The sequence below is a fragment of the Massilia sp. Bi118 genome, assembly GCF_918697865.1.
Classification (GTDB): Bacteria; Pseudomonadota; Gammaproteobacteria; order Burkholderiales; family Burkholderiaceae_D; genus Telluria.
In genome coordinates, this window is sequence record NZ_CAKKMV010000017.1 from 85,544 (window position 1) to 107,011 (window position 21,468).

Annotated in this window: 25 protein-coding genes; 15 read left to right on the forward strand and 10 right to left on the reverse strand. The window is 65.3% G+C overall.

The window, feature by feature from the left end; genetic code table 11:
- Positions 1–9 precede the first annotated feature (9 nt).
- The 8 genes from LQV39_RS21975 (at position 10) to fliR (ending at position 6,150) form a co-directional block, all read left to right on the forward strand.
- Positions 10–1,341 carry a flagellar hook-length control protein FliK gene (locus LQV39_RS21975; protein ID WP_230029300.1) on the forward strand — a complete coding sequence of 444 codons (1,332 nt, stop codon included), beginning with the start codon at positions 10–12 and terminating at the stop codon, positions 1,339–1,341.
- Between the two features lie 283 nt (positions 1,342–1,624).
- Positions 1,625–2,152, forward strand: a complete 528-nt coding sequence (fliL, locus tag LQV39_RS21980; RefSeq protein ID WP_230029302.1) for a flagellar basal body-associated protein FliL — start codon at positions 1,625–1,627, stop codon at positions 2,150–2,152.
- Between the two features lie 26 nt (positions 2,153–2,178).
- Positions 2,179–3,162 carry a flagellar motor switch protein FliM gene (fliM, locus tag LQV39_RS21985; protein ID WP_230029304.1) on the forward strand — a complete coding sequence of 328 codons (984 nt, stop codon included), beginning with the start codon at positions 2,179–2,181 and terminating at the stop codon, positions 3,160–3,162.
- Positions 3,163–3,190: 28 nt separating this feature from the next.
- Entirely contained in the window at positions 3,191–3,616 is a 426-nt protein-coding gene (fliN, locus tag LQV39_RS21990) for a flagellar motor switch protein FliN (protein WP_230029306.1), read from the forward strand.
- On the forward strand, positions 3,613–4,281 hold the full coding sequence (gene fliO, locus LQV39_RS21995) for a flagellar biosynthetic protein FliO (RefSeq protein ID WP_230029307.1): 669 nt from the start codon (positions 3,613–3,615) through the stop codon (positions 4,279–4,281). Before fliN ends, fliO begins: the two co-directional genes overlap by 4 nt.
- A complete protein-coding gene (gene fliP / locus LQV39_RS22000; protein ID WP_230029309.1) occupies positions 4,282–5,034 on the forward strand; it encodes a flagellar type III secretion system pore protein FliP in 753 nt (250 codons plus the stop codon).
- A gap of 10 nt (positions 5,035–5,044) precedes the next feature.
- Positions 5,045–5,314: a flagellar biosynthesis protein FliQ gene (fliQ, locus tag LQV39_RS22005; RefSeq protein ID WP_230029310.1), complete on the forward strand. Its 270-nt coding sequence runs from the start codon at positions 5,045–5,047 to the stop codon at positions 5,312–5,314.
- Entirely contained in the window at positions 5,311–6,150 is an 840-nt protein-coding gene (fliR, locus tag LQV39_RS22010) for a flagellar biosynthetic protein FliR (RefSeq protein ID WP_230029311.1), read from the forward strand. The genes fliQ and fliR overlap by 4 nt, the downstream gene beginning before the upstream one ends.
- Before the next feature lie 4 nt (positions 6,151–6,154).
- On the opposite strand, the gene LQV39_RS22015 is transcribed toward fliR, so the two are convergent.
- The gene (locus LQV39_RS22015; RefSeq protein WP_230029312.1) at positions 6,155–6,682 is read right to left on the reverse strand and encodes a PH domain-containing protein; all 528 of its coding nucleotides are present in this window, start codon (positions 6,680–6,682) and stop codon (positions 6,155–6,157) included.
- A gap of 91 nt (positions 6,683–6,773) precedes the next feature.
- Between LQV39_RS22015 and LQV39_RS22020 the strand changes: the two genes are divergently transcribed.
- Both LQV39_RS22020 and LQV39_RS22025 read left to right on the forward strand, forming a co-directional pair.
- Complete coding sequence (locus tag LQV39_RS22020) at positions 6,774–7,169, forward strand: GFA family protein (protein WP_230029313.1); 396 nt, start codon at positions 6,774–6,776, stop codon at positions 7,167–7,169.
- A gap of 59 nt (positions 7,170–7,228) precedes the next feature.
- Entirely contained in the window at positions 7,229–7,678 is a 450-nt protein-coding gene (locus LQV39_RS22025; RefSeq protein ID WP_230029314.1) for a hypothetical protein, read from the forward strand.
- On the opposite strand, the gene LQV39_RS22030 is transcribed toward LQV39_RS22025, so the two are convergent.
- Entirely contained in the window at positions 7,656–8,240 is a 585-nt protein-coding gene (locus LQV39_RS22030) for a hypothetical protein (protein WP_230029315.1), read from the reverse strand. The two genes, LQV39_RS22025 and LQV39_RS22030, sit on opposite strands and share 23 nt — an antisense overlap.
- 132 nt (positions 8,241–8,372) lie before the next feature.
- Between LQV39_RS22030 and LQV39_RS22035 the strand changes: the two genes are divergently transcribed.
- Genes LQV39_RS22035 through LQV39_RS22055 form a run of 5 tightly spaced genes read left to right on the forward strand, consistent with a single transcriptional unit; the run spans position 8,373 to position 11,976 of the window.
- Entirely contained in the window at positions 8,373–9,425 is a 1,053-nt protein-coding gene (locus tag LQV39_RS22035) for an ABC transporter substrate-binding protein (protein ID WP_230029316.1), read from the forward strand.
- Positions 9,422–9,988, forward strand: coding sequence for an SCO family protein (locus LQV39_RS22040; RefSeq protein ID WP_230029317.1), 567 nt, complete (start codon positions 9,422–9,424; stop codon positions 9,986–9,988). Before LQV39_RS22035 ends, LQV39_RS22040 begins: the two co-directional genes overlap by 4 nt.
- A 3-nt stretch (positions 9,989–9,991) precedes the next feature.
- A complete protein-coding gene (locus LQV39_RS22045; RefSeq protein ID WP_230029318.1) occupies positions 9,992–10,435 on the forward strand; it encodes a hypothetical protein in 444 nt (147 codons plus the stop codon).
- Positions 10,428–11,198, forward strand: a complete 771-nt coding sequence (locus tag LQV39_RS22050) for an ABC transporter permease (protein ID WP_230029319.1) — start codon at positions 10,428–10,430, stop codon at positions 11,196–11,198. Before LQV39_RS22045 ends, LQV39_RS22050 begins: the two co-directional genes overlap by 8 nt.
- The gene (locus tag LQV39_RS22055; RefSeq protein WP_230029320.1) at positions 11,188–11,976 is read left to right on the forward strand and encodes an ABC transporter ATP-binding protein; all 789 of its coding nucleotides are present in this window, start codon (positions 11,188–11,190) and stop codon (positions 11,974–11,976) included. Before LQV39_RS22050 ends, LQV39_RS22055 begins: the two co-directional genes overlap by 11 nt.
- Here LQV39_RS22055 and flgL read toward each other — a convergent pair.
- The 8 genes from flgL to LQV39_RS22095 all read right to left on the reverse strand — a co-directional run bounded on the left by flgL (position 11,944) and on the right by LQV39_RS22095 (position 21,459).
- Complete coding sequence (gene flgL / locus LQV39_RS22060; RefSeq protein ID WP_230029321.1) at positions 11,944–13,173, reverse strand: flagellar hook-associated protein FlgL; 1,230 nt, start codon at positions 13,171–13,173, stop codon at positions 11,944–11,946. The genes LQV39_RS22055 and flgL overlap by 33 nt on opposite strands.
- 21 nt (positions 13,174–13,194) lie before the next feature.
- Entirely contained in the window at positions 13,195–15,147 is a 1,953-nt protein-coding gene (gene flgK, locus LQV39_RS22065; RefSeq protein ID WP_230029322.1) for a flagellar hook-associated protein FlgK, read from the reverse strand.
- 191 nt (positions 15,148–15,338) lie between these two features.
- Positions 15,339–16,274 carry a flagellar assembly peptidoglycan hydrolase FlgJ gene (flgJ, locus tag LQV39_RS22070; protein ID WP_230029323.1) on the reverse strand — a complete coding sequence of 312 codons (936 nt, stop codon included), beginning with the start codon at positions 16,272–16,274 and terminating at the stop codon, positions 15,339–15,341.
- 10 nt (positions 16,275–16,284) lie between these two features.
- Positions 16,285–17,397 (reverse strand): flagellar basal body P-ring protein FlgI, encoded by a 1,113-nt coding sequence (locus LQV39_RS22075; RefSeq protein WP_374199459.1) that lies wholly within the window; start codon positions 17,395–17,397, stop codon positions 16,285–16,287.
- A gap of 43 nt (positions 17,398–17,440) precedes the next feature.
- Positions 17,441–18,127 carry a flagellar basal body L-ring protein FlgH gene (locus LQV39_RS22080; RefSeq protein ID WP_230029324.1) on the reverse strand — a complete coding sequence of 229 codons (687 nt, stop codon included), beginning with the start codon at positions 18,125–18,127 and terminating at the stop codon, positions 17,441–17,443.
- Between the two features lie 5 nt (positions 18,128–18,132).
- Positions 18,133–18,915, reverse strand: a complete 783-nt coding sequence (gene flgG, locus LQV39_RS22085) for a flagellar basal-body rod protein FlgG (RefSeq protein WP_230029325.1) — start codon at positions 18,913–18,915, stop codon at positions 18,133–18,135.
- 64 nt (positions 18,916–18,979) lie between these two features.
- Positions 18,980–19,720, reverse strand: a complete 741-nt coding sequence (gene flgF, locus LQV39_RS22090; RefSeq protein WP_230029326.1) for a flagellar basal-body rod protein FlgF — start codon at positions 19,718–19,720, stop codon at positions 18,980–18,982.
- Positions 19,721–19,932: 212 nt separating this feature from the next.
- Positions 19,933–21,459: a flagellar hook protein FlgE gene (locus LQV39_RS22095; protein WP_230029327.1), complete on the reverse strand. Its 1,527-nt coding sequence runs from the start codon at positions 21,457–21,459 to the stop codon at positions 19,933–19,935.
- Positions 21,460–21,468: the final 9 nt, after the last annotated feature.

Consider the following 21,468-nt stretch of genomic DNA (forward strand, 5'->3'; position numbering starts at 1 on the left):
GAGACGACGATGCAAACCAATGCCCTGAATATCCAGCTGAACGCCAACGCCGCGGCCCCGGCCCAGCGCAACGGCGCCGCCGCCAACAGCGACGCCGCGCAGTTCGGCGCCATGCTGTCGAACGAAATGGAAATGCGCCAGCCTGCCCCGGCGCCGGCCGCCCCGAAAGCGGAAGCGCCGAAGCCGCAGGCCGCCGACAAGCCGGCCCAGCCCGACGACGCCGCGCCGCAGCAGGCGGCCAAACCGGACGATGCGACGAAGCCGGCCGCCGCCGGCAAGGCCGACGATGCGCAGGACGCGGACAAGGCCGACAGCGACAAGGACGCCGCCGACGAGCAGTCCGGCGAGGCGTCCGACCCGGCCAGCGCCATGCTGGCCCTGATGGCCAGCTTGCAAAAGCCGGCCGAGGACACGAAAACCGATGCCGCCAAGGGCGCCGCCAGCCAGGCCTTCGACGCGCTGAACGGCGCCGGCGGCAAGGGCAAGCGCGGCGAGACCGCCCAGCTGGCGGCCCTGCAGGCAGCGATGAAGGCTGTGGCCAAGGATGGTTCCGGCATCGCCACCACCGCCGGCAAGGCCTTCAGCGACACCGCGGCCCTGCGCAACCCGGCCCTGGCCGCCGCCGGCGCCGGCATCGTCGCGGACGACAAGGCCGCCACGGATGCGGGCGCGAAGCTGGGCGCCGACCTGCGCGCGGCACTCGCCGCAGCGCCGGGCCAGGGACAGGCGGAATCGCAACTCAGTCCAAGCGAACTGAGCGCCGCACTGGCCCTGCAGCAGGCCCGCGAAAGCGCCGCCGCGCGCGAGCCGGCCGCCGCCGTCAGCGCCCTCGCCCAGGCCCAGCCGGCCGTGCTGGAAGCCGTGCAGGCCGCCGCCGCCGCTGCCGACGAGCTGAGCGCACGGGTCGGCACCGAAGCCTGGGAAAACCAGGTCGGCCAGAAAGTCGTCTACATGGTCGGCAACGACGAGCAGACCGCCTCGCTGACCCTGAACCCGCCGGACCTGGGCCCGCTGCAGGTGGTGCTGTCGGTGAGCAACGACCAGGCCAGCGTGACCTTCTCGGCCAACCAGGAAGAAGTCCGCCAGGCCCTCGAAGACGCCCTGCCGCGCCTGCGCGAAATGATGAGCGAAAGCGGCATCGCGCTGAACAACGCCAGCGTCAATGCCGGCATGCCGGACAACCGCCAGGCGCAGGAACAGGCTGCGCGCAACAGCGGCGGCTTTGGCGGCAATAATCGCGGCCGTGGCGATGGCGGCAATGCCAACGATGACGCAGCACCACGTACGGTAACGCGCACGGCAACCTTGGGCGATCGCGGCATGGTCGATACGTTTGCGTAATGTTTGCGTGGGCACGGAGTGCCCACCCTACGTAATGCGAACGTGATACGAGCATGTCGCCGCAGGGTGGGCACCTTCGTTTTGAGGCCCCCGGCCTCAAAACCCCACGCACCGAATCGGCGCCAATCATGATCACATCGCCATCAAAACCGTCAAGAAACAACGAGATAGCGCCCGTTCCTCCCTCTTTTCCACAATTGCTTCTGCTCACTTTTTCCCGATAATGACATAATGACGGGACGATCCACAGCGGGACCGAGGTATCTTGAAAGCGAATCCAAAAATGAAAGCTGATCCGAAAGCGGACGCAGCAGCAGCGGCGCCGGCGGCAGGCGGCAAGGGCAAACTGTTCATGTTGATCGGCGCGGCCGTGCTCGTGCTCGGCCTGGGCGGCGGCGCCGGCTGGTATTTCATGCATGGCAGCGGCGATGCGGAAGCATCCGAGCCGGCCAAGAAGGACCACGGCAGCAGCAAGAAGAAGAAAAAGGAAGAGCATCCGCCCGAGTACCTGCCGATCGAGCCCTTTACCGTCAACCTGCAGCCGGAAAACGGCGACCAGTACCTGCGCGTCGCCTTCACGCTGCAGGTCGACGGCGCCGAGCAGGCCGAGCTGATCAAGGCTAACATGGCCAAGGTGCGCAGCCGCGTGCTGCTGCTCCTGTCCGGCAAGAAAGCTTCGGAGATCAACACGGTCGAAGGCAAGCAACAGCTGGCCGGTGAAATCCTGGCCGTGGTAAAAACACCGTTCGACGAACACGGCGACGAGCAGGAAGTCTCGGACGTCCTGTTTACCGAGTTCATCATTCAGTAAGCAGCCTTATCTACCAGTAAAGCAGCATGGCCGATAATTTTCTCTCACAGGAAGAAGTCGATGCCCTCCTAAAAGGGGTCAACGGCGATCAGGACGATGTCGCGGCTCCTGAAGACACCTCGGGAGTCCGCACATACAACCTGGCAACGCAGGAGCGGATCGTCCGCGGCCGCATGCCGACGCTCGAGATCATCAACGAGCGTTTCGCCAGGTATCTGCGGGTCGGTCTGTTCAACTTCCTGCGCCGCAGCGCCGAAGTGTCGGTTGGATCGGTGCGGGTCTCGAAGTACAGCGAATTCATCCGCAACCTGGTGGTGCCGACCAACCTGAACCTGATCCACATGAAGCCGCTGCGCGGAACCGCGCTGATGGTCTTCGATCCGGGCTTGGTGTTCCTGCTGGTCGACAACCTTTTTGGCGGCGACGGCCGTTTCCACACCCGTGTGGAAGGCCGCGACTTTACCCAGACCGAACAGCGCATCATCATGCGCATCCTCGACATCGTGTTCGAGGCCTATGCCAAGTCCTGGGAACCGGTCTACCCGATCGAATTCGAGTACATCCGCTCGGAGATGAACACGCAATTCGCGAACATCGCCACCCCGAACGAAGTCGTGGTATCGTCCACCTTCACCATCGAGCTCGGCTCGGTGTCGGGCCAGATTCATTTCTGCATGCCCTACTCGATGATCGAACCGATCCGCGACGCGCTGACCTCCAGCATCCAGGGCGAGGCCCTGGAAGTGGACAAGCGCTGGATCCGCCTGCTGACGCAGCAGATCCAGGTGGCCGAAGTTGAACTGGTGGCGGTGCTCGGCAACGGCAAGGCGAACTTCGACGAAATCCTGAACATGAAAGTCGGCGACGTGATCCCGATCTCGGTTCCGGAAACCCTGCAGGCGACCGTCGACGGCGTGCCGGTCATGGACTGCACCTACGGCGTGTCCAACGGCCAGTACGCGCTCAAGGTCGAGCGCCTGATCGCCAACAGCGAAACCTTCAACAAGTAACACGTACACCGCATACCGGAGAACTTCCATGTCCGACACCCAAGACGACCAGAGCGCACTCGACGACGACTGGGGCGCGGCGATTGCCGAGCAGGCCGCCGCGGAAGCCGCTGCGCTTGCCAGCCAGCAGCAGGCGGCCAGCGCCGCCGTATTCCAGGACTTTTCGAACAAGGGCGCGCGCCCGGACACGCCCAACGATATCGACTTCATTCTCGATATCCCGGTACAGTTGACGGTGGAACTGGGCCGCACCAAGATCGCCATCAAGAACCTGCTGCAGCTCGCGCAGGGCTCGGTGGTGGAACTGGACGGCCTGGCCGGCGAACCGATGGACGTGCTCGTGAACGGCTGCCTGATCGCCCAGGGCGAGGTGGTGGTCGTGAACGACAAGTTCGGTATCCGCCTCACCGACATCATCACGCCATCCGAGCGTATCCGCAAACTGAATAAATGACGACAAGCGCGCGCCTGCTGACCCTCCTCTTCCTTTCGCTGCCGCTGGCGGCGAGCGCGCAGGCGCCTGCTGCGGCCACGTCCCCGGCCAGCGCCGCAAGTACCGCAAGCACGCCGGCCGCTGCTGCGCCGGCACCCGCGGCCGCCGATACGGCGGCTCCCGTGGCCACCGTCCCCGCCCCAGGCGCCAACGCCCCGGTCCTGAACCCGGCCAGCCCGACTGCGCCCGAGACCACCGTCGGCGGCGGCGCGGCCAACCGTCCTGCTCCCGCACCCACGCCGGTGACGATGCCGTCCGGCTCGGCCACGGGCAGCCTGCTGCAGACCCTGTTCGCGCTCATCGTCGTGCTGGGCGTGCTGGGCGCCCTCGCCTGGTTCCTGAAGCGCTACGGCCCGAAGGCGATGGGCGGCGCTGCCGGCCTGCGCGTGGTCGGCTCGCTCAGCCTGGGCGGGCGCGAGCGCCTGCTGGTGGTCGAAATCGGCAACCAGTGGATCGTGGTGGGCGCCTCGCCCGGCCGCGTCAACGCGCTGGCGACCATGCCGAAACAAGAGAGCGCCGACATCCCCGGGACCGGTGCTACGCTGGCGCAAGGAGAAACAACTGCGACGCAGCCAGCGAACAGCTTCGCCGACTGGCTGAAGCAGACCATCGACAAACGTAAGTAAATGCGCAAACCAAGAATCCTGCTGGCGGCCGGCCTGATCGTCCTGTCGCTGGCCGCGGCCGCAGCCGCCATCGCGGCGCCAGCCATTCCCGCCTTCACCACCAGCCCGGCGCCGGGCGGCGGCACCGCGTATTCGCTGCCGGTCCAGACCCTGCTCCTGATGACGGCGCTGACCTTCATCCCGGCGGCGCTGCTGATGATGACCAGCTTCACCCGCATCATCATCGTGCTGTCCCTGCTGCGCCAGGCGCTCGGCACCCAGACCGCGCCGCCGAACCAGGTGATGGTGGGCCTGGCCCTGTTCCTGACCCTGTTCGTGATGGGCCCGACTTTCGACCGCATCTACACCGAAGCCTACGTGCCGCTGCAGGAAAACAGAATCCAGATGGGCGAGGCAATGGACAAGGCCGCCGCGCCGCTGAAAGGCTTCATGCTGAAGCAGACCCGCCAGTCGGACCTGGCGCTGTTCGTCAAGATCTCGCGCACGCCCGCGCTGCAGGGCCCTGAAGAAGTACCGCTGCGGGTCCTGATCCCGGCCTTCATCACCAGCGAATTGAAGACCGCCTTCCAGATCGGCTTCGCGATCTTCATCCCCTTCCTCATCATCGACATGGTAGTGGCCTCGGTGCTGATGTCGATGGGTATGATGATGATGTCGCCGGCGGTGATCTCGCTGCCGATGAAGCTGATGCTGTTCGTGCTGGTCGACGGCTGGCAGCTTCTGCTGGGCTCCTTGTCCCAAAGTTTCAATTAAGGATGGAAGCATGACTCCGGAAAGCGTCATCGCGATGGGCCGCACGGCCATGGAAGTCACCCTGATGGTGTCGGCGCCGCTGCTGCTGGTGGCCCTGATCATCGGCCTGGTGGTCAGCATCTTCCAGGCCGCCACCTCGATCAACGAACAGACCCTGTCCTTCATTCCCAAGCTGGTCGGCGTGTTCGTCGCCCTGGTGCTGGCCGGTCCGTGGATGCTGACCGTGATGACGGACTATATGCGGAATATCTTCACCGGCATTCCCGGCATGATCGGTTGATCTCATTCACGACAACGGAACTGTACGCCTGGATCGGGGGCCTGCTGTGGCCTCTGACGCGCATCCTCGGTCTGATTGCGGCGGCGCCGGTGTTCGGCAATACCGGCGTGCCCATGCTGATCAAGCTGAGCCTGGGCGTGCTGCTGGCGGCCATCGTGGCGCCCGTCATTCCCAGCTTGCCCGCGGTCGATCCGACCTCCTGGGCCGGCATCCTGATCCTGGCGCAGGAAATGCTGATCGGCGCGGCGATGGGCTTTGCGCTGCGCCTGGTGTTCGCCGCCGTTGAATTCGCGGGTGAAGTCGCCAGCAACACCATGGGCTTCGGTTTCGCCACCTTCTACGACCCCAGTTCGGCCGGCCGCAACTCGGCCATCAGCCAGTTCCTGGCGCTGGTTGCAACCATGGCCTTCCTGGCCATGAACGCCCACCTGGTGCTGATCCAGGCGCTGGTCGAGAGCTTCTTCACGCTGCCGATCTCCGGCACCCCGATGTCGCTGGCGGCGCCGCTCGAAATGGTGCGCTGGGGCGGCCGCATCTTCTCCGCCGGCCTGCAGATCGCCATGCCGATCGTCGCGGCCATGCTGATCACGAACATCGCGCTGGCGATCCTGACCCGCGCCGCGCCGCAGCTGAACCTGTTCGGCATCGGCTTCCCGATCACCCTGGGCGCGGGCTTTCTGATCATCAGCCTGACCCTGCCCTACCTGAACACGCCCTTGCAGAACCTGTTCAACCAGGGCATCGAAGCCAGCCGCAGGATCCCGCGCAGCGGTGGCGAGCGGCCGGGCCAGCCGGCACCGGCCGCGCCGCCGGCTTCGATCGTGCCTGCTCCCTGATCCCTCAAGGTTTCGCGCGCAGCAGGTCCGCAATCTCGCCGAGTTTCGCTTCGATCGAGCGCAGCACCAGCAGCTGCTCGTCGCTCCCTTTTTCCTGCGGCGGATGACGCAAGGTTTCACGCGCCCGCATGATCTGCGCGCGGAAGGCCTGGGCGTCGATGATGCCGGTCAGGTGCATGTCCGAGGCCTGCCCCACGCTGTGGCCCGCGGTTTCGAATTTCAGGGTGCTGAGATTGAAATGCTTCAGGATCGGCCCTTCGACGAAGGTGACGTCCTGGATGTTCTCGAGCGGGATGGTCTTTTCCGTGGTGACCAGGATGCCCTTGCGGAAGCGTAGATTGCGCTCGCCCAGATGGCATTCGAGCCGGTCGAAATAATGCTGCGCCCACCAGCGGCCGGCGCCCAGGAACCAGATGATGGCCAGCGGAATGCCGACCACCGTGCACATCATCGTGAGGCCGATCTTCATGACCAGGAAGGGTTTGATCAGCGGGTTGAAGCGGGCGCGGATGGCGATGGCGTCGGTGGTCATGGCTTGCCGAGAAGATTAATTTTCCACAGTGTATTCGAGCTGGTGTAAAAACCAAGTAAATTCATTGCTGCTCTTATCCGATGGAGAAAACATGTCGACGCGATTTGCATCCTGCAGCTGCGGACAATTGTCGGCGCAAGTCACCGGCGATCCGGTCCGTGTGTCGATCTGCCATTGCCTGGCTTGCCAGCGCCGTACCGGCAGTCCCTTCGCGCAGCAGGCGCGCTTCCCGCGCGAGAACGTGACGATCGCCGGGAATTCGGGCGCCTGGTTCCGCCCCGGCGATGAAGGCGGCGGCGCCACCTTTCACTTTTGCCCGCAATGCGGCGCGACGGTGTATTACGAGTCGAAGGACCTGCCCGCGTTTATCGCCATTCCCGTCGGCGCGTTCGCGGACCCGGGCTTTCCGGCCCCCACCGTCTCTGTCTACGAGGAGCGGATGCATGCGTGGATTGTGCCGCCGGCGGATGCGGAGCACTTCGCCTGACCGATGCACGTGGAAAAGCGCGCTTTTTCGAGGTGGCCCACCCTGCTAGACTTTTTGTCATGAATATTTCGAAGCGCGTAGCGGTGCTTGCCGCCATCCTGATCGCGGCAGCGGGCGTGGTCATCCATGTCGGCGCCCTGTTTGCAGGCGATTCCTGGTTCGTCTTCTTCAATGCGCCGCCGAGCGTCGTCGCCTCGGCGAGGGCCGGTACGTGGCTGGCGCCTGTCGGCAGCCTTGTCATCGCCGGTCTCATGGGCGCGTGCGGGTATTACGCCGCTTCCGCCATCGGTCTGGTCCGGCCGCCGCCGCTGCAGCGCCTGGCCCTGGCCGGCATGGCCACGGTGTGCCTGGTCCGCGCCTTGCTGCTGCCCGTTCTCGCCGTCCCGCATCCGGAACTGCGCAATACCTTCGAAATCGTGGCCGCCGTGGTCTGGGGCCTGGCGGGTCTGGGTCTGGCCTCTGCCTTCGACCTCGCGCAAAAAACGCTCAGGACGTCCAGCGGCGGATAAGCCGATCGACAGGCTGGTAACGATCCGCCATCGCGAATGCGCCCTTGGCGATCGTCAGCACGACAAGGATGCCCAGGGTATCTCCGGCGATCATGACCGCAAGCCCGGGCCAGTCCACGACGCCGCTCAGCACCCACATGAGCGCATGATGAAAGATCGGGCTCATGAAGCCGCACAGGACGCCGGTGAACACGAGCCGCTGTACGGTCAGCCCCTGCAGGCGCGCCCGCAAATCGAACCAATGTCTTGCAAACAGCGTTGCAAGGTAAGGTGCAAGCGCACCAGCCACGGCGCCGCTCCATGCGCGAAAATCGCTGGCAAAATCGAAATGGTAAAAGTTCAGATAAAGGCCGGCCAGCAGCAAGCCTTCAAAACCGGCAAGCCCGAACAGCAGGGTAGCCAGCAGACGAATGCCGGCCGGGATGAATACCCAATTGATGCCATCGCTGTGCTCGAGCCCGAGGAAGAACAGTTCGTTGAGCCAGTTCAGGCCCAAGAAAACGAGGAAAGTCATGCCGACATACCCGAGATGCTCTGCCACTGCTGCTTTTACATTCTTCATATGACCAGGTCGACCACTTATATTGCATAATTGCAATGCCATTGTAGCGTCTATCCTCGGCCTTCGCGACCTCCAAGGGCCGCATCTGGTGGTGTACAATCGGAAAATATTTCCATCCACCATTACTCAACCATGCCGCACGCAGATCCTGTTGCCGTGCACCTGCTGCGCCGCCGCCAGCTCCTGAAAGGTGCACTCGCCGCGGCCCTGCCGCTTGGATCGTCCGCCGCGTTCGCCGCATCCGCGCAGGATGCCGCGCCGCCGCTGGCCGTGGGCGGCCTGCCCGTCACCTGCAACCTGACCCTGCCGATCGCCTGCCTCGCCAAGGCGAACGCCAACGCGCGCGCCGGGCTCGGGCCGGCGCCTTTCGTCTATCACAAGTACAGCGGCTGGCCGGAGATCAAGGAGTCGCTGATGACCGGCCGGATCCAGGCGGCCTATATGCTGGCGCCGCTGGTGATGGACCTGGTGAACTCGCGCATTCCGATGAAGATCGTCTCGCTCGGCCACCGTTCCGGCGCCGTGATCATGGTGCGCCTTGACTCCAGCTACCGGCGCTTCCGCGACCTGCGCGGCAAGGCCATCGCGGTGCCGAGCCGCTTCGCCGTCGACTACCTTTTCCTGCGCAAGATGCTGGCGCGCGAAGGCATGACGCTGAAGGATGTCGAAATCATCGAGATGAATCCGCCCGACATGCCGGCCGCGCTGTATGCGAAGGCGGTCGACGCCTATTGCACCGGCGAGCCCTTCGGCGCCTCGGCCCAGCGCGCCGGCTATGCGCGGCCGCTGGCCATGACGCGCGACGAGTGGCGCAACTACATCTGCTGCGTGCTGACGGTGCGCGATGACGTGATCCGGACCCAGAGGCCGGTGGTGCAGGACCTGGTGAATCACATCCAGGCCGCCGGCACCTGGCTCGACCAGGGCCCGGCCAACCGCGACAAGGCCGCCGACATCGCCGGCGGCAAGGCCTTCTTCAACCAGAACCCGAAGATCATCAAGTTCGTGATGGAGAACCCGCAGGACCGCGTCACCTACGGCGACCTGCGCATGATCCGCGAAGAGTTCGACGAGCTGATGCAGCTGTCGCTGGAAGCGCGCACGCTCAAGAAGCCGATCGCCTACGAACGCTATGTGGACGACAGTTTTGTGAAGTCCCTCCAACCGCTGAAGCTGATCCTGTGAAAGCACTGCTCCTGTCCTTGCTGTTCTTTGCCGGCGCTGCCTCGGCCGAGCAATTCAAAGGCGGCGTCTTCGACCCGCCGCGTCCCGCACCCGAGATCGCCCTGCCCTCCTCCACCGGCACGCCGCTCAAGCTGTCCGACTACCGCGGCAAGGTGGTGGTGCTGGAATTCGGCTTTTCCCATTGCCCGGCCGTGTGCCCGGTCTCGCTGGCCTCGCTGGCCCAGGCGAAGCAGCTGCTGGGCGCGCGCGGCAAGGACGTGCAGGTGCTGTTCGTCACGGTCGACCCGGCGCGCGACACCGCCGAACGCCTGCGCAGCTGGCTGGCCAACTTCGACCCAGGCTTCGCCGGCGTCACCGGCAGCGAAGCGCAGATCGCGCAGGTGCTGAAGGACTACGGCATCAGCGCCGCCAAACACCCGGTCAAGGGCAGCAGCGAATACTCGATGAGCCATTCGTCCTACCTCTACTTCATCGACCGCCAGGGCAGGCAGCGCGCCATGATGCCCTTTGGCCGGCCGGCCGCCGACATCGCCCACGACCTGGCGATCCTGCTCGGGCCCTGAAGAATGAAACGCCTGCGACTGCGTTTGCTGTGGTGCCTGCCGGCTGCCTGCGTGGCCGGCCTGCTCGCCTGGGCGGCCTTCGCGCCGCTCGCCGCCGGCAGCCGCGATGCGCTGTTCGAGATCCCGCAAGGCACCTGGGCACGCCGCATGGCCGGCGACCTGGTCGACATCCTGCCGCAGCAGATCGTCCTTACGCTGGGCGTCGACGACACCCTCCTGCTGCGCAACAAGGACAGCGTGCCGCAGGTGTTTGGGCCGGTCCTGATCATGCCGGGCCAGGACTTCCGCCTGCCCTTCGATACGGTGTCCGTCAACGAATTCAACTGCACCGCGCACGCCAGCGGCTCGATGAAGGTCATCGTCGAGCCCTATCCCGCACCCGGCCTGCCCCGGTTGCAATGGCGGCTGGCCCAGCTAGCAAAGAAACTAAGGAAAGCCCATGGATAAGCCGCAAAACAAGCTGCATAAAACCTGGCCGCCGCTGCTGCTGATCGTGGCCCTGGTCGGCCTCTGGCACTACGCCGTGGTCACGACCCAGACCGTGATCTTCCCCACCCCGCAGCAGGTGCTGGACGGGACCCTCGAACTGGCGCGCGACGGCACCCTGTGGCAGCACATCGGCGCCTCGCTCAAGCGCGTGGCCGCCGGCTTCATCCTCGCCACCCTGGTCGCGGTGCCGGTCGGCTTGTGGATGGGCCGCGTCGGCGCGGTCTACAACACCCTGAATCCCCTGTTCCAGATCCTGCGCCCGATCTCGCCGATCGCCTGGATTCCGCTGGCCATCCTGTGGTTCGGCGTGGGCGACGTCTCGCCGGTCTTCCTGATCTTCCTGTCGGCCGTCTTCCCCATCATCGTGCAGACCGCGAACGGCGTGCACACGATCGAGCGGCGCTACCTGGACGCCGCCGCCAACTTCGGCGTCTCGCGCCGCAAGATGTTCCGCCAGGTGGTGGTGCCGGCGGTGCTGCCCGATATCGTGGTGGGCATGCGCATCAGCCTCGGCGTGGCCTGGCTGGTGGTGGTGGCGGCCGAGATGATCGTGCGCAGCTCGGGCCTGGGCTTCATGATCATCGACGCGCGCAATGCCGGCAACCGCTACGACCTGGTGATCGCCGCCATGGTCATCATCGGCATCATCGGCCTGCTGCTGGACGTGGGCATGCGCCGGCTCGAAGGACTCAACTCGGTAAGGTGGCGCTATGGACGCTAAGATCGTCATCGACGATATCAAGAAGGGCTTCACCCGGAAGGGCGAGACCCTGCAGGTGATCGCCGGCCTGTCGCTGAACGTGAAGGACGGCGAATTCGTCGCCATCGTCGGCCCCTCGGGCTGCGGCAAGTCGACCCTGATGAAGATGATCTCCGGCTTCGCCCTGCCCGACAGCGGCGCGGTGCGCATCGACGGTGTCGAGGTGCGCGGGCCCGGCCCGCAAGGCATCGTCATTTCCCAGCACGGCTCGGTGTTCCCGTGGCTGACCGTGCGCGAGAACCTGATGTTCGGCCTGAACCGCGGCACGCCGGCGGAAAAGCGCGCGCTGGCGGATCATTATGCGGAGATGGTGGGCCTGAAGGGCTTCGAGAACGCCTACCCGCGCGAGCTGTCGGGTGGGATGCTCAAGCGCGTGGAGATCGCGCGCGCGCTGGTGGTCAAGCCGCAGATCCTGTACATGGACGAGCCCTTCTCGGCCCTGGACGCGCTGATGAACCTGCGCATCCGTAACGAGCTGCTGCGCATCCTGCAGGAAGAGCGCCACACTGTCATCCTGATCACCCACGACGTCGAGGAAGCGCTCTACCTAGCCGACCGCATCGTCGTGCTGTCGCAGCGCCCGACCACGATCCAGCGCACTTTCCAGGTCACGCAGCCGCATCCGCGCCGGCTGTCGAACGCCCAGCTGCAGCAGATGAAGGACGAGATCCTGTCGGAGCTCGGCCTCGATCTCGACCTTGATGCGTCAGCTGATGTAGTTGAACAGCGACAGGCCTGACATCGTCTTGAAGGACATCTGCGCGGCCTGCAGCGTCTGCTGCTGCTGCGCGAACAGCGAGATCGCCTTGACCACGTCCAGGTCCTGAAGATTACCCAGCGTGGTCTGGTACTGGACGTCGAGGTCGTCGCCGGTGCTGTTCAGGTTGTCGATTTCCTTCATGCGCGCGCCCACCGAGGCCTGCACCGTCAGCACATTGTCCAGCGCGTTCTTCATGTTCGAGCTGGCGGTATTCAGCTTGTTGGCCAGGGCCGCCTTGCCGCTCGAACCGTCGGCCGGGGAGCGCAGGGTCTTGATCAGGTCCGTGATGGTGGTGAACACCGACTGCTTTTCGCTCGGCTCGACGCTGAAGCTGTCGCCGTCGGCCGGGACGCCCTTGATATCCATCGACATGCCGCCGAAGGCAATCGTCGCGCCTTCGGTATACGGCTGGTTGGCCAGCACGTCGGTCGGCGGCGAGGCCGTGTTGTCGGTCACGGTGTAGGTGGTGACGGCCGGGGTGCCGGTCACGGCAAACTTGATCGCGTAGTCGTGGCCCGTGTAGGCCGTGCTGTCGACCACCGAGCCGGGCGAGACGATGCCGGCGCCGGTGTTGGTGGCGGCGGCGGCGGTCGTGAACTTGCCGTTGCCGGTCGGGATGGCTTCGAAGATGGCGCTGCCGGTCTCGCTGGTCGCCATCTTGCGCGAGGAGCCCACCTGCAGCGTGCGCTGGCCCTGGTCGCCCTGGTAGGCGGCGCCGGTCGGCGTCTGCGAGAACGGCTGGGTGGTCGACTTGTAGCCCGAGAACAGGTAGCCGCCGGTGCCGTCCGCCGTGTTGGCCATGGAGATCATGTCGGTCAGGCGGCCTTCGAGCTCGGTGGCCAGCGCCGCGCGGTCGCTCTGCGAATAGCCGCCGTTGCCGGCGGTGACGATCAGGGACTGGATGTCCTGGATCTGGCCGGTCACGTCCGACAGCGTCTTGTCGACCAGCGACAGCGACGCGTTGGCGTTGCTGCGGTTGGTCGAGAACTGCGTGTTCATCGACTGCGACTGCGTCACCTCGAGCGCGCGCGCGGCGGCGATCGGATCGTCGGCCGCGGTCAGGTTGCGCTTGTTGGTCGACAGCTGCATCTGGGTCTTGGCGATCTGGCTCTGCAGCGTGTTCAGCTGCGTGGTGCCGGCGTTGAAGGTCGCGTTGGTGCTGATGCGGATGGCCATGGTCTAGTCCTTAGTGAGCGCTTAGTGAGCGATCTGCAGCAGCGAATTGAAGATGGTGTCGGCCACCTGCATGATCTTGCTGGCCGCCTGGTAGGCCTGCTGGTACTTCAGCAGGTTGGCGGCTTCCTCGTCCAGGTTCACGCCCGAGACGTTGTCCGCCGCCTTGCCGGCCTGCTCCAGCTGGGCCGCGGCGGCCTCGCCGTTGACCTGCACTTCGCGGGTCTTGTTGCCGATCGCGCTGACGATGTGGGCGTAGCCCGACTGGTAGGTCGCGGTGCCGTTGTCCAGGATGTTCTTCGACTGCAGGTCGCCCAGCAGGCCGGCGTTGCGGGTGTCGCCGGTGCCGGTGTTGCGCTCGATGCCGAAAGTGTCGCCGTCGGCCGGCGCGCCGTTCAGGGTAAAGCTCATGCCGGCCACCGTGTAGCTGGCGCCGTCCTTGAAGGGCACGTTGCCGCCGGCCGCGATGGTGGTGGTCACGCCGCCCGCCGTCATCGTCACCGCCTGGCCTGCCGGGAAGCCGGTCAAGTTGCCGCTGGCGCCGTCGTACTTGATGTCGACCTTGGCGGTCAGCGGCGAGGCCAGGTAGTTCTTGTCGACCGAGCCTTCGCTGATCTTGCCGGTGCCCTTGTTGGTCAGCGGGACGCTGGTGGCGATCGGCGCGGCGGCCGCGACCTGCGAGACGTCGGTCAGGGCCAGCTTCAGGCCGGCGGCGCCGTTGATGGTCGGGCGCACCAGGAAGTTGTCGCCGGCCGCGGCGGCGCCGCTGACCGAGAAGTTCAGGCCGTCGATGGTCTGCGGACCGGTCTGCGGGAAAGGCGAGATGACGGTCTTCTTGTTGTCCGACAGGCGGGTCACGTTGTAGTTGCTGCCGTCGAAGTCGACCTTGTAGTCGCTGGTGGTCAGCTGGGTCGCGTCGCTGACGCTGGCCGAGATCTTGGTGGTGCTGGTTTGGTTGTTGTTGACGTTCTTGGTCACCTCGGCCGCGGCCATGGTGAAGAAGTCCTTGCCCGGATTGCCGTTCGCGTCCAGGCCCAGGTGGTGCTGGTCGTTGAAGGTCTGGGCCAGGCCCAGCGCGATGCGGCCCAGCGAGTTCTGCGCCAGGTCCAGCGACTTGCTGCGGAATTCCAGCGTGCCGCCGAGGGCGCCGCCGGACAGCGCGCTCTCCGGCAGCGGCGAGATCTTGCTGCCGGTGACGTAGCCGACCGTGACGCGGGTCTGGTCGGTGGGCGAATTCATGGCCGCCAGCTCGAAGTGGTCGGCGCCGACCACCAGCGGCTGGCCGTTGCCGATCGAGACCGTCAGGCTGTTGTTATCGCCCGGCAGGACCGTCGCCTTGACCTGCTTGTTCAGGTCCATGATCAGCTGGTCGCGCTTGTCCAGCAGGTCGTTCGGCAGGTTCAGGTTGTCGCCCGCGGACAGCTTGCCGATCTGGTCGTTCAGCTCGGCGATCTGGGAAGCGTAGGTGTTGACCAGGGTGACGCTGGACGTGATCTGGGTGTTCACGCCCTTGCGAATCTCGTCCAGGCGGCCGTTCATGCTCTGGAAGCGCGCGGCCAGGGTATCGGCCGAGGTCAGCAAGGCGCCGCGCGAAGGCACGCCTGCGCGGTCGCCGGTCAGGTTCTGCACCGACGAGAAGAAGTCCTGCAGCGCCGGCGACAGGCCGGAGGTGGTGTCGGCCAGCAGGTTGTCGATCTGGGTGATCTGGGCTTCGTAGGCTTCGAGGCCGCTGCTGGACGCCTGCGCGGTGCGCACCTGGGCGTTCAGGAACTCGTCCGAATAGCGCTTGACCTGGGCGATCTGGGTGCCGGTGCCGATGAAACCGCTGCCCGAACTCCCCATCGCAATGGCCGACTCCTGCACCACCGTCTGGCGACTATAGCCTGCCACGTTGGCGTTGGTGATGTTGTGGCCGGTCGTCGACAACGCCGCCTGGGCGGCGTAAAGACCGGACTTGCCGATGCTGAGGAGGGACATATTCTCTTCTTCCTGTCTACCGGGGCCTCGCAAACCTACTGCGCGTCGCAATTTTGGTCTGCGGTGCTCGCTGTACTACTCGTACAGCTCCGCTCCTCGACCAAAATTGCTTCCGCTCGCTACGGTTTTCGAGGCCCCTTGTTATGTAGTTTTCGGCAAAAAACACCAAAACTTTACTGTTGTCATTTCACTCACGCCAGCGAGTGCTTGATGATGCGCGACAGCTTGGCCGCGTATTGCGGGTCGGTGGCGTAGCCGGCGCGCTGCAGGCCGTGGGCGAAGGCACTGGCGTCGCCGCCGTGGGCCAGCACTTTTTCGTAGCGCGGATTATTGCTGAGCAGCTTCGCGTAATCCTTGAACGCCTCGGCATGCGAAGCGTAGGCGCGGAATTTCTCGACGCGGGTGTGCGGCTTGCCGTTCACGTATTCGGTGGTGACGGCGGTGGCGACCTTGCCCTTCCAGCCCGGGCCGGCCTTGATGCCGAACAGGTTGTTGCTGGAGCTGCCGTCGCTGTTGCGGATCACGCGCTTGCCCCAGCCGGTTTCGAGCGCGGCCTGGCCCATCATGAACTTGGCCGGCACGCCGGTGGCCTGCTCGGCTTCCTCCGCGGCGTCGGCCAGCTTGTCCTGGAAGGCGCGCACGTGGGCCGGCTTGCCGCTGTCGGTGCTGCTGCGGGCCGTGCCCTTGATGCCGGACACGGCGGCCGCGCTGTCGGTCGACATGCTGTCGGCGTCCAGCTTCAGGCGCGAGGCGTTCGAACCCGGCGCACCGCCGATGCCCAGCGCGCCCGACTGCATTTCCTTGACCAGCGCCGCGCCGCTCTGCTGCGCCGTCAGCTGGCGCACCAGCACATCCGCCAGGCCGATGCCGCGCTTGGCCAGCTTCTGGCTCATCTGCTGGTCCAGCATGGTGGTGAAGGTGCGGGTCTCCTGGCTGTCCATCGGACCGTCCTGCGGCGTCGCGTCGCGCATGCTCTTCATCATCATGTTGACGAACATGGATTCGAACTGCGTCGCCGCGCCACGCAAGGCTTCAGGCGAACCGGCCTTGGCGGACTGTTTCAGGTCGCCGAGGCTGTTGGTATCGAGCGCGAATTTTCCGGACAGGTCAGAGGTCGAACCGAGCATGATGGGGCCTTTAGATAATTTCGAGTTCCGCGCGCAGCGAACCGGCGGCCTTCAGCGACTGCAGGATCGACAGCAGGTCTTGCGGGGTCGCGCCGATCGCGTTCATCGCCTTCACGACTTCGGCCAGCGAGGCGCCGTTGTTCAGCATGATCACGCGGCCAGCGTCCTTCTTCACCGATGCCGTCGGGGTCTGGGTGACGGCGGTGGCGCCGCGCGAACCGGCGGCCGGCTGGCTGACTTGCGTATCGGCGCCGATGGTCACCGTCAGGTTGCCGTGCGAGATGGCGCAGGTGTCGAGCGTGACCGCGCGGTTCATCACGATCGAGCCGGTGCGCGCATTCAGGATCACCTTGGCGGCGGCTTCGGCCGGCCTGACGTCCATGTTTTCCAGCATGCCGAGGAAGGACACGCGCTGGTCGCTCGACGAGGGCACGCGCACGCGGATCACGCGGCCGTCCAGCGCGGTGGCGATGCCCGGGCCGAACTTGTCGTTGACCGCTTCGACCACGCGGCTGGCGGTGGCGAAGTCGGTGGTGTTCAGTTCCAGCTTGACCTGGTTGTCGGCGCCGAGGTTCGAGGCGACCGCGCGTTCGACGGTGGCGCCGCCCGAGATGCGGCCGACCGCCAGCTGGTTCACCTGGGTCGATGCGCCGCCGCCAGACGCCCCTGCCCCGCCGACCAGCACATTACCCTGGGCCATGGCGTACACCTGGCCGTCGGCGCCCTGCAGCGGCGTCATGAGCAGCGTGCCGCCGCGCAGGCTCTTGGCGTTACCCATCGACGACACCGTGATGTCGATGGTCTGGCCGGGCTGGGCGAAGGCCGGCAGCGAGGTGGTGACCATCACGGCCGCCACGTTCTTCAGCTGCAGCTGGGTGCCGGCCGGCAGGCTGATGCCCTTCTGCTGCAGCATCGCCATAATCGACTGCACGGTGAACGGGGTCTGGGTGGTCTGGTCGCCGGTGCCGTCGAGGCCGACCACGATGCCGTAGCCGGACAGCTGGTTCTGGCGCACGCCGCCGAAGCTGGCGATGTCCTTCAGGCGCTCGGCGTGGGCCGGGGTCGACAGGAGCGGACCCAGCAGGGCGGCGCACAAGGCGATCAGTTTGAAATTCATGCTCATAGTCAGTTGATTAAATTCGGGGTCTGACCCCGAATTTAGGCAATTAGAACGGCAACATCGATTGGAAGAAACGCGACATCATCGAGGTCATCTCGGCGCGGTCGATCTGGCTGTTGGTGCGGTATTCGACGCGGGCGTCGGCCACCAGGGTCGAGGACACCACGTTGCCCGGCTGGATCGTGTCCGGATTGACCATGCCAGAGAAGCGGATGAATTCGACGCCCTTGTTCATCGCGACCTGCTTCTCGCCGACCACGATCAGGTTGCCGTTGGCGAGCACTTCCGAGACCGTGACGCCGATCGTGCCGGTGAAGGCGTTCGACGCGGTCTGTGTGTCGCCGTCGGCGTACTTGGTGGCGGTGCTGGTCTTGATGTCGGTGCCCAGGCGTCCCTGCAGCGGGCCGGGAAGGCCGAACTCCGCGCTGCCCGACTTGTTGCCGGTGCTGGCGCCGCTCTTGTTGGCCGAGGTCTTCTCGACGATGCTGACGGTCAGGATGTCGCCGATGTGGCGCGCGCGGCGGTCTTCGAACATCGGACGGAAGGTGCTCGAATTGTAGATCGCGCCTTCGGTCGGGGCGCCGGCATCGGCGATCATCGGGCGCACCGAGGTCGGGCCCTTGACGATCGAGGTCGGGGTGGCGGCGCAGCCGGCCATCAGGGCCGCGATCGCTACCACCGTCGCCCCCGCGAAGGCGCGAGGCAGTGCCTCGCTCCAAGTTTTCTTAACCATCTTTTTCATAACTGTGCCAGCTTCTGCAGCATCTGGTCGGAAGTGGTGATCGCCTTCGAGTTGATCTCGTAGGCACGCTGGGTCTGGATCATGTTGACCATTTCCTCGACCACGTTGACGTTCGACGTTTCGACATAACCCTGCATCAGGACGCCGGCGCCGTTGGTACCGGGGGTGTTGGCGTTGGCGGTGCCGGAAGCGCCGGTTTCGACGTACAGGTTTTCGCCGCGCGATTCGAGGCCGGCCGGGTTCACGAAGGTGTTCAGCTGAATCGTGCCGATCTGCGTCGGCGCGGTCTGGCCCGGGGTGGTCACGGAGACGGTGCCGTCGCGGCCCACGGTCAGGCTCAGGGCGTTGTTCGGCACGGTGATCGGCGGCTGCAGCACGTAGCCGCTGGAGGTCACCAGCTGGCCGTTGGCGTCGGACTGGAAGGAGCCGTCACGGGTGTAGGCCTGGCTGCCGTCGGGGAGCAGCACCGAGAAGTAGCCGGCGCCGTTGACCATCACATCCTTCGAGTTGCCGGTCTGCTGGGGATTGCCCTGGGTGTGGATGCGCTCGGTGGCGACGGTGCGCACACCGGTGCCGATCTGCAGGCCGGAAGGCAGCTGGGTCTGTTGCGAGGATTGCGCGCCGGGCTGGCGTACGTTCTGGTACAGCAGGTCCTCGAACACCGCACGCGACTTCTTGAAGCCGTTGGTGCTGACGTTGGCGAGGTTGTTGGTGATGACGTCGAGGTTGGTCTGCTGGGCTTCGAGACCGGTTTTGGCGATGAATAGCGAACGGATCATGGTGGAGTTCTCCTGACGGCGACGGAACTCCATCGCCCACCATGAAATTATGTCCCAGCAGCAATCAAGTCAAAGCGAGGATCTGGGTGGCTTTCGTCGCGTTATTCTCGGCGTTCTTCAACAGGCTCATTTGTGTTTCGAAGGAACGTGCCAAAGAGATCATGTTCACCATCGAGTCGACGGCCGACACATTGCTGCCCTCGAGGGCGCCGCCGGCCACGGTCACGGCCGGGTCGGCCTGGCTGCTGCTGCCGTCCTTCAGGCGGAACATGCCATCGTCGCCGCGCACCAGGTCGGCTTCGTTCGGATTCACCAGCTTGATGCGGCCCAGCACGGTGGGCGCGGCCGGCGTGGTGGTGGTCGACAGGGTCGAAATGGTGCCGTCGGCGCCCACCGCCACGGTCACGTCGGGCGGAATCGTGATCGGGCCACCCTCGCCGGCGATGGTCTGGCCGTTGGCGGTCTGCAGGATGCCGTTCGGGCTGATTTGCAGGGAACCGTTGCGCGTGTACGACTCGGTGCCGTCTGCGTTCTGGACCGCGATCCAGCCCCTGCCCTTGATCGCGACATCGAGATCGCGCCCCGTCACCTGCAGCGGACCGGCAGAGAAATCGGCGCCCGTGGTGTTATCGACCACGAACGCACGCGTCGGCAAGCCCTCGCTCTGGACCGGCACCGCCCGAAAAGTATCGAACTGCGCGCGGAAACCCGTGGTGCTGAGGTTCGCGAGATTGTTCGACGTGGTCGCCTGCTGCTCCATGATGTGCTTGGCGCCGCTGGCTGCTGTATAGATTAACCGGTCCATATGTATTCCCTAAATTCGGGGTCAGAGCACTTTTTTATCGAAATTCGGGGTCAGAGCACTTTTTTTGGATAGATCTCTCGGGCATTAAAACAAGCGGCCGTCCTAGTGCAGCGCCCTTGAGCGCCCCGCTATTTTTGCCACCAGCACATTGCTGAAAAAAGTGCTCTGACCCCGAATTTCCAGCGAAATGTGCTCTGACCCCGAATTATTTTTTAGCGCATGTTCACCAGGGTCTGCAGCACCGAGTCCTGGGTCTTGATGGTCTGTGCGTTGGCCTGATAGACGCGCTGGGCGGTGATCATGTTGACCAGCTCGGCCGTCAGGTCGACGTTCGAGGCTTCGGTGGCCGAGGATTGCAGGACGCCCAGGCTGCCGGTGTCCGGCGTGCCGACCAGCGGGGTGCCCGATTCCGCGCTCTCGGCGAAGGCGTTGTTGCCCAGCGGCTCGAGGCCGCCCGGGTTGGTGAAGTTCGCGAGCACGATCTGGCCCAGCGGCTTGGTCTGGCCATTGCTGTACTGGCCGAGGATGGTGCCGTCGGCGGCGGCCGAGAAGCGCTGCAGGTGGCCGGCGGTGTAGCCGTCCTGGGTGGTCTTCTTTTCGCTGGTGTCGGCGCCGTACTGGCTGGTGCCGGCAAAGTTCAGCTTGATGGCCAGGCTGTCCTTGGCGCCGGTCGGCGGGTAGATCGGCAGGTTGACCGTCAGCGGCAGGGTCTGCGGGCTCATCAGGGTGGCCGACAGCGCGCCGTTGGTGTCGAAGTTCAGGTGGCCGACCGGCACCGAAGGTACGGACACGGCGGCGGCGATGTCCTTGTCGATCTGGTCCGGGGTGTAGCCGGCGGTACCGCCCGCGCTGGTGGCGGCGGTCTGGATCGCGGCGATGGTCGCGGCGCTGGCGCCGGCGGCTGTGGCGGCGGCCACCACGGCGGCCGAGGATTTGTCGCCGTAGTCCTTCAGCTTGGCGGCGACGTCGGCCGCATCCGGCGGCACGGCCTTGGTGGCGGTCAGCCAGGCGTCGCGCGCGGCGCTCACGCCGGCGTCGCTCTGCCCCGCCGCGGCCACGTTCACGTTGGTCAGCTCGGTGCCGTCGCTGCCGACGTACACGTCCCAGCTGCCGGCGCCCGTCTTCACGTAGTACATCGACATCACGTGCGCATTGCCCAGGGTGTCGTAGACGTCGACCGGAGTCTGCTTGTTGTAGGTGGTCGGGTCATTGGCGTTGAACGGGTAGTTCGACGGCGGCTCGACGCGCGAATCCAGGTTCAGCGAGGTATCGACCTTGGTGGTGGCGACCGGCTTCAGGTCGGCGGTGCTGATCTGGATCGGGGTCGGCGAACCGGCCAGGATCTTGCCGCTCGGGCCGACGCCATAGCCGGTCAGGTTGGCGCCTTGTGGGGTCACCATGTAGCCGTTCTTGTCGAGCGAGAACTGGCCGTTGCGGGTGTACTGGATCAGGCCCGAGGACTCGGTGCGGAAGAAGCCGGCGCCGTTGATGGCGATGTCGAGCGGATTCGCCGAGGTCTCGATGTTACCTTGCGTGAACTGCTGGGCGATGCCGGCGACGGCCACGCCGATACCTGCCTGGTTGCCGCCCGCGCCGTTCAGCGAACGCGCGTAAACGTCGGCGAACTGGGTGGTCGAACCCTTGAAGCCGACGGTGCTGGCGTTGGCGATGTTGTTACCGATGACGTCCAGCGATTTCGCGGCGCCGTTCAAGCCACTCAGGCCCTGTTGGAAAGACATGTTCTGCTC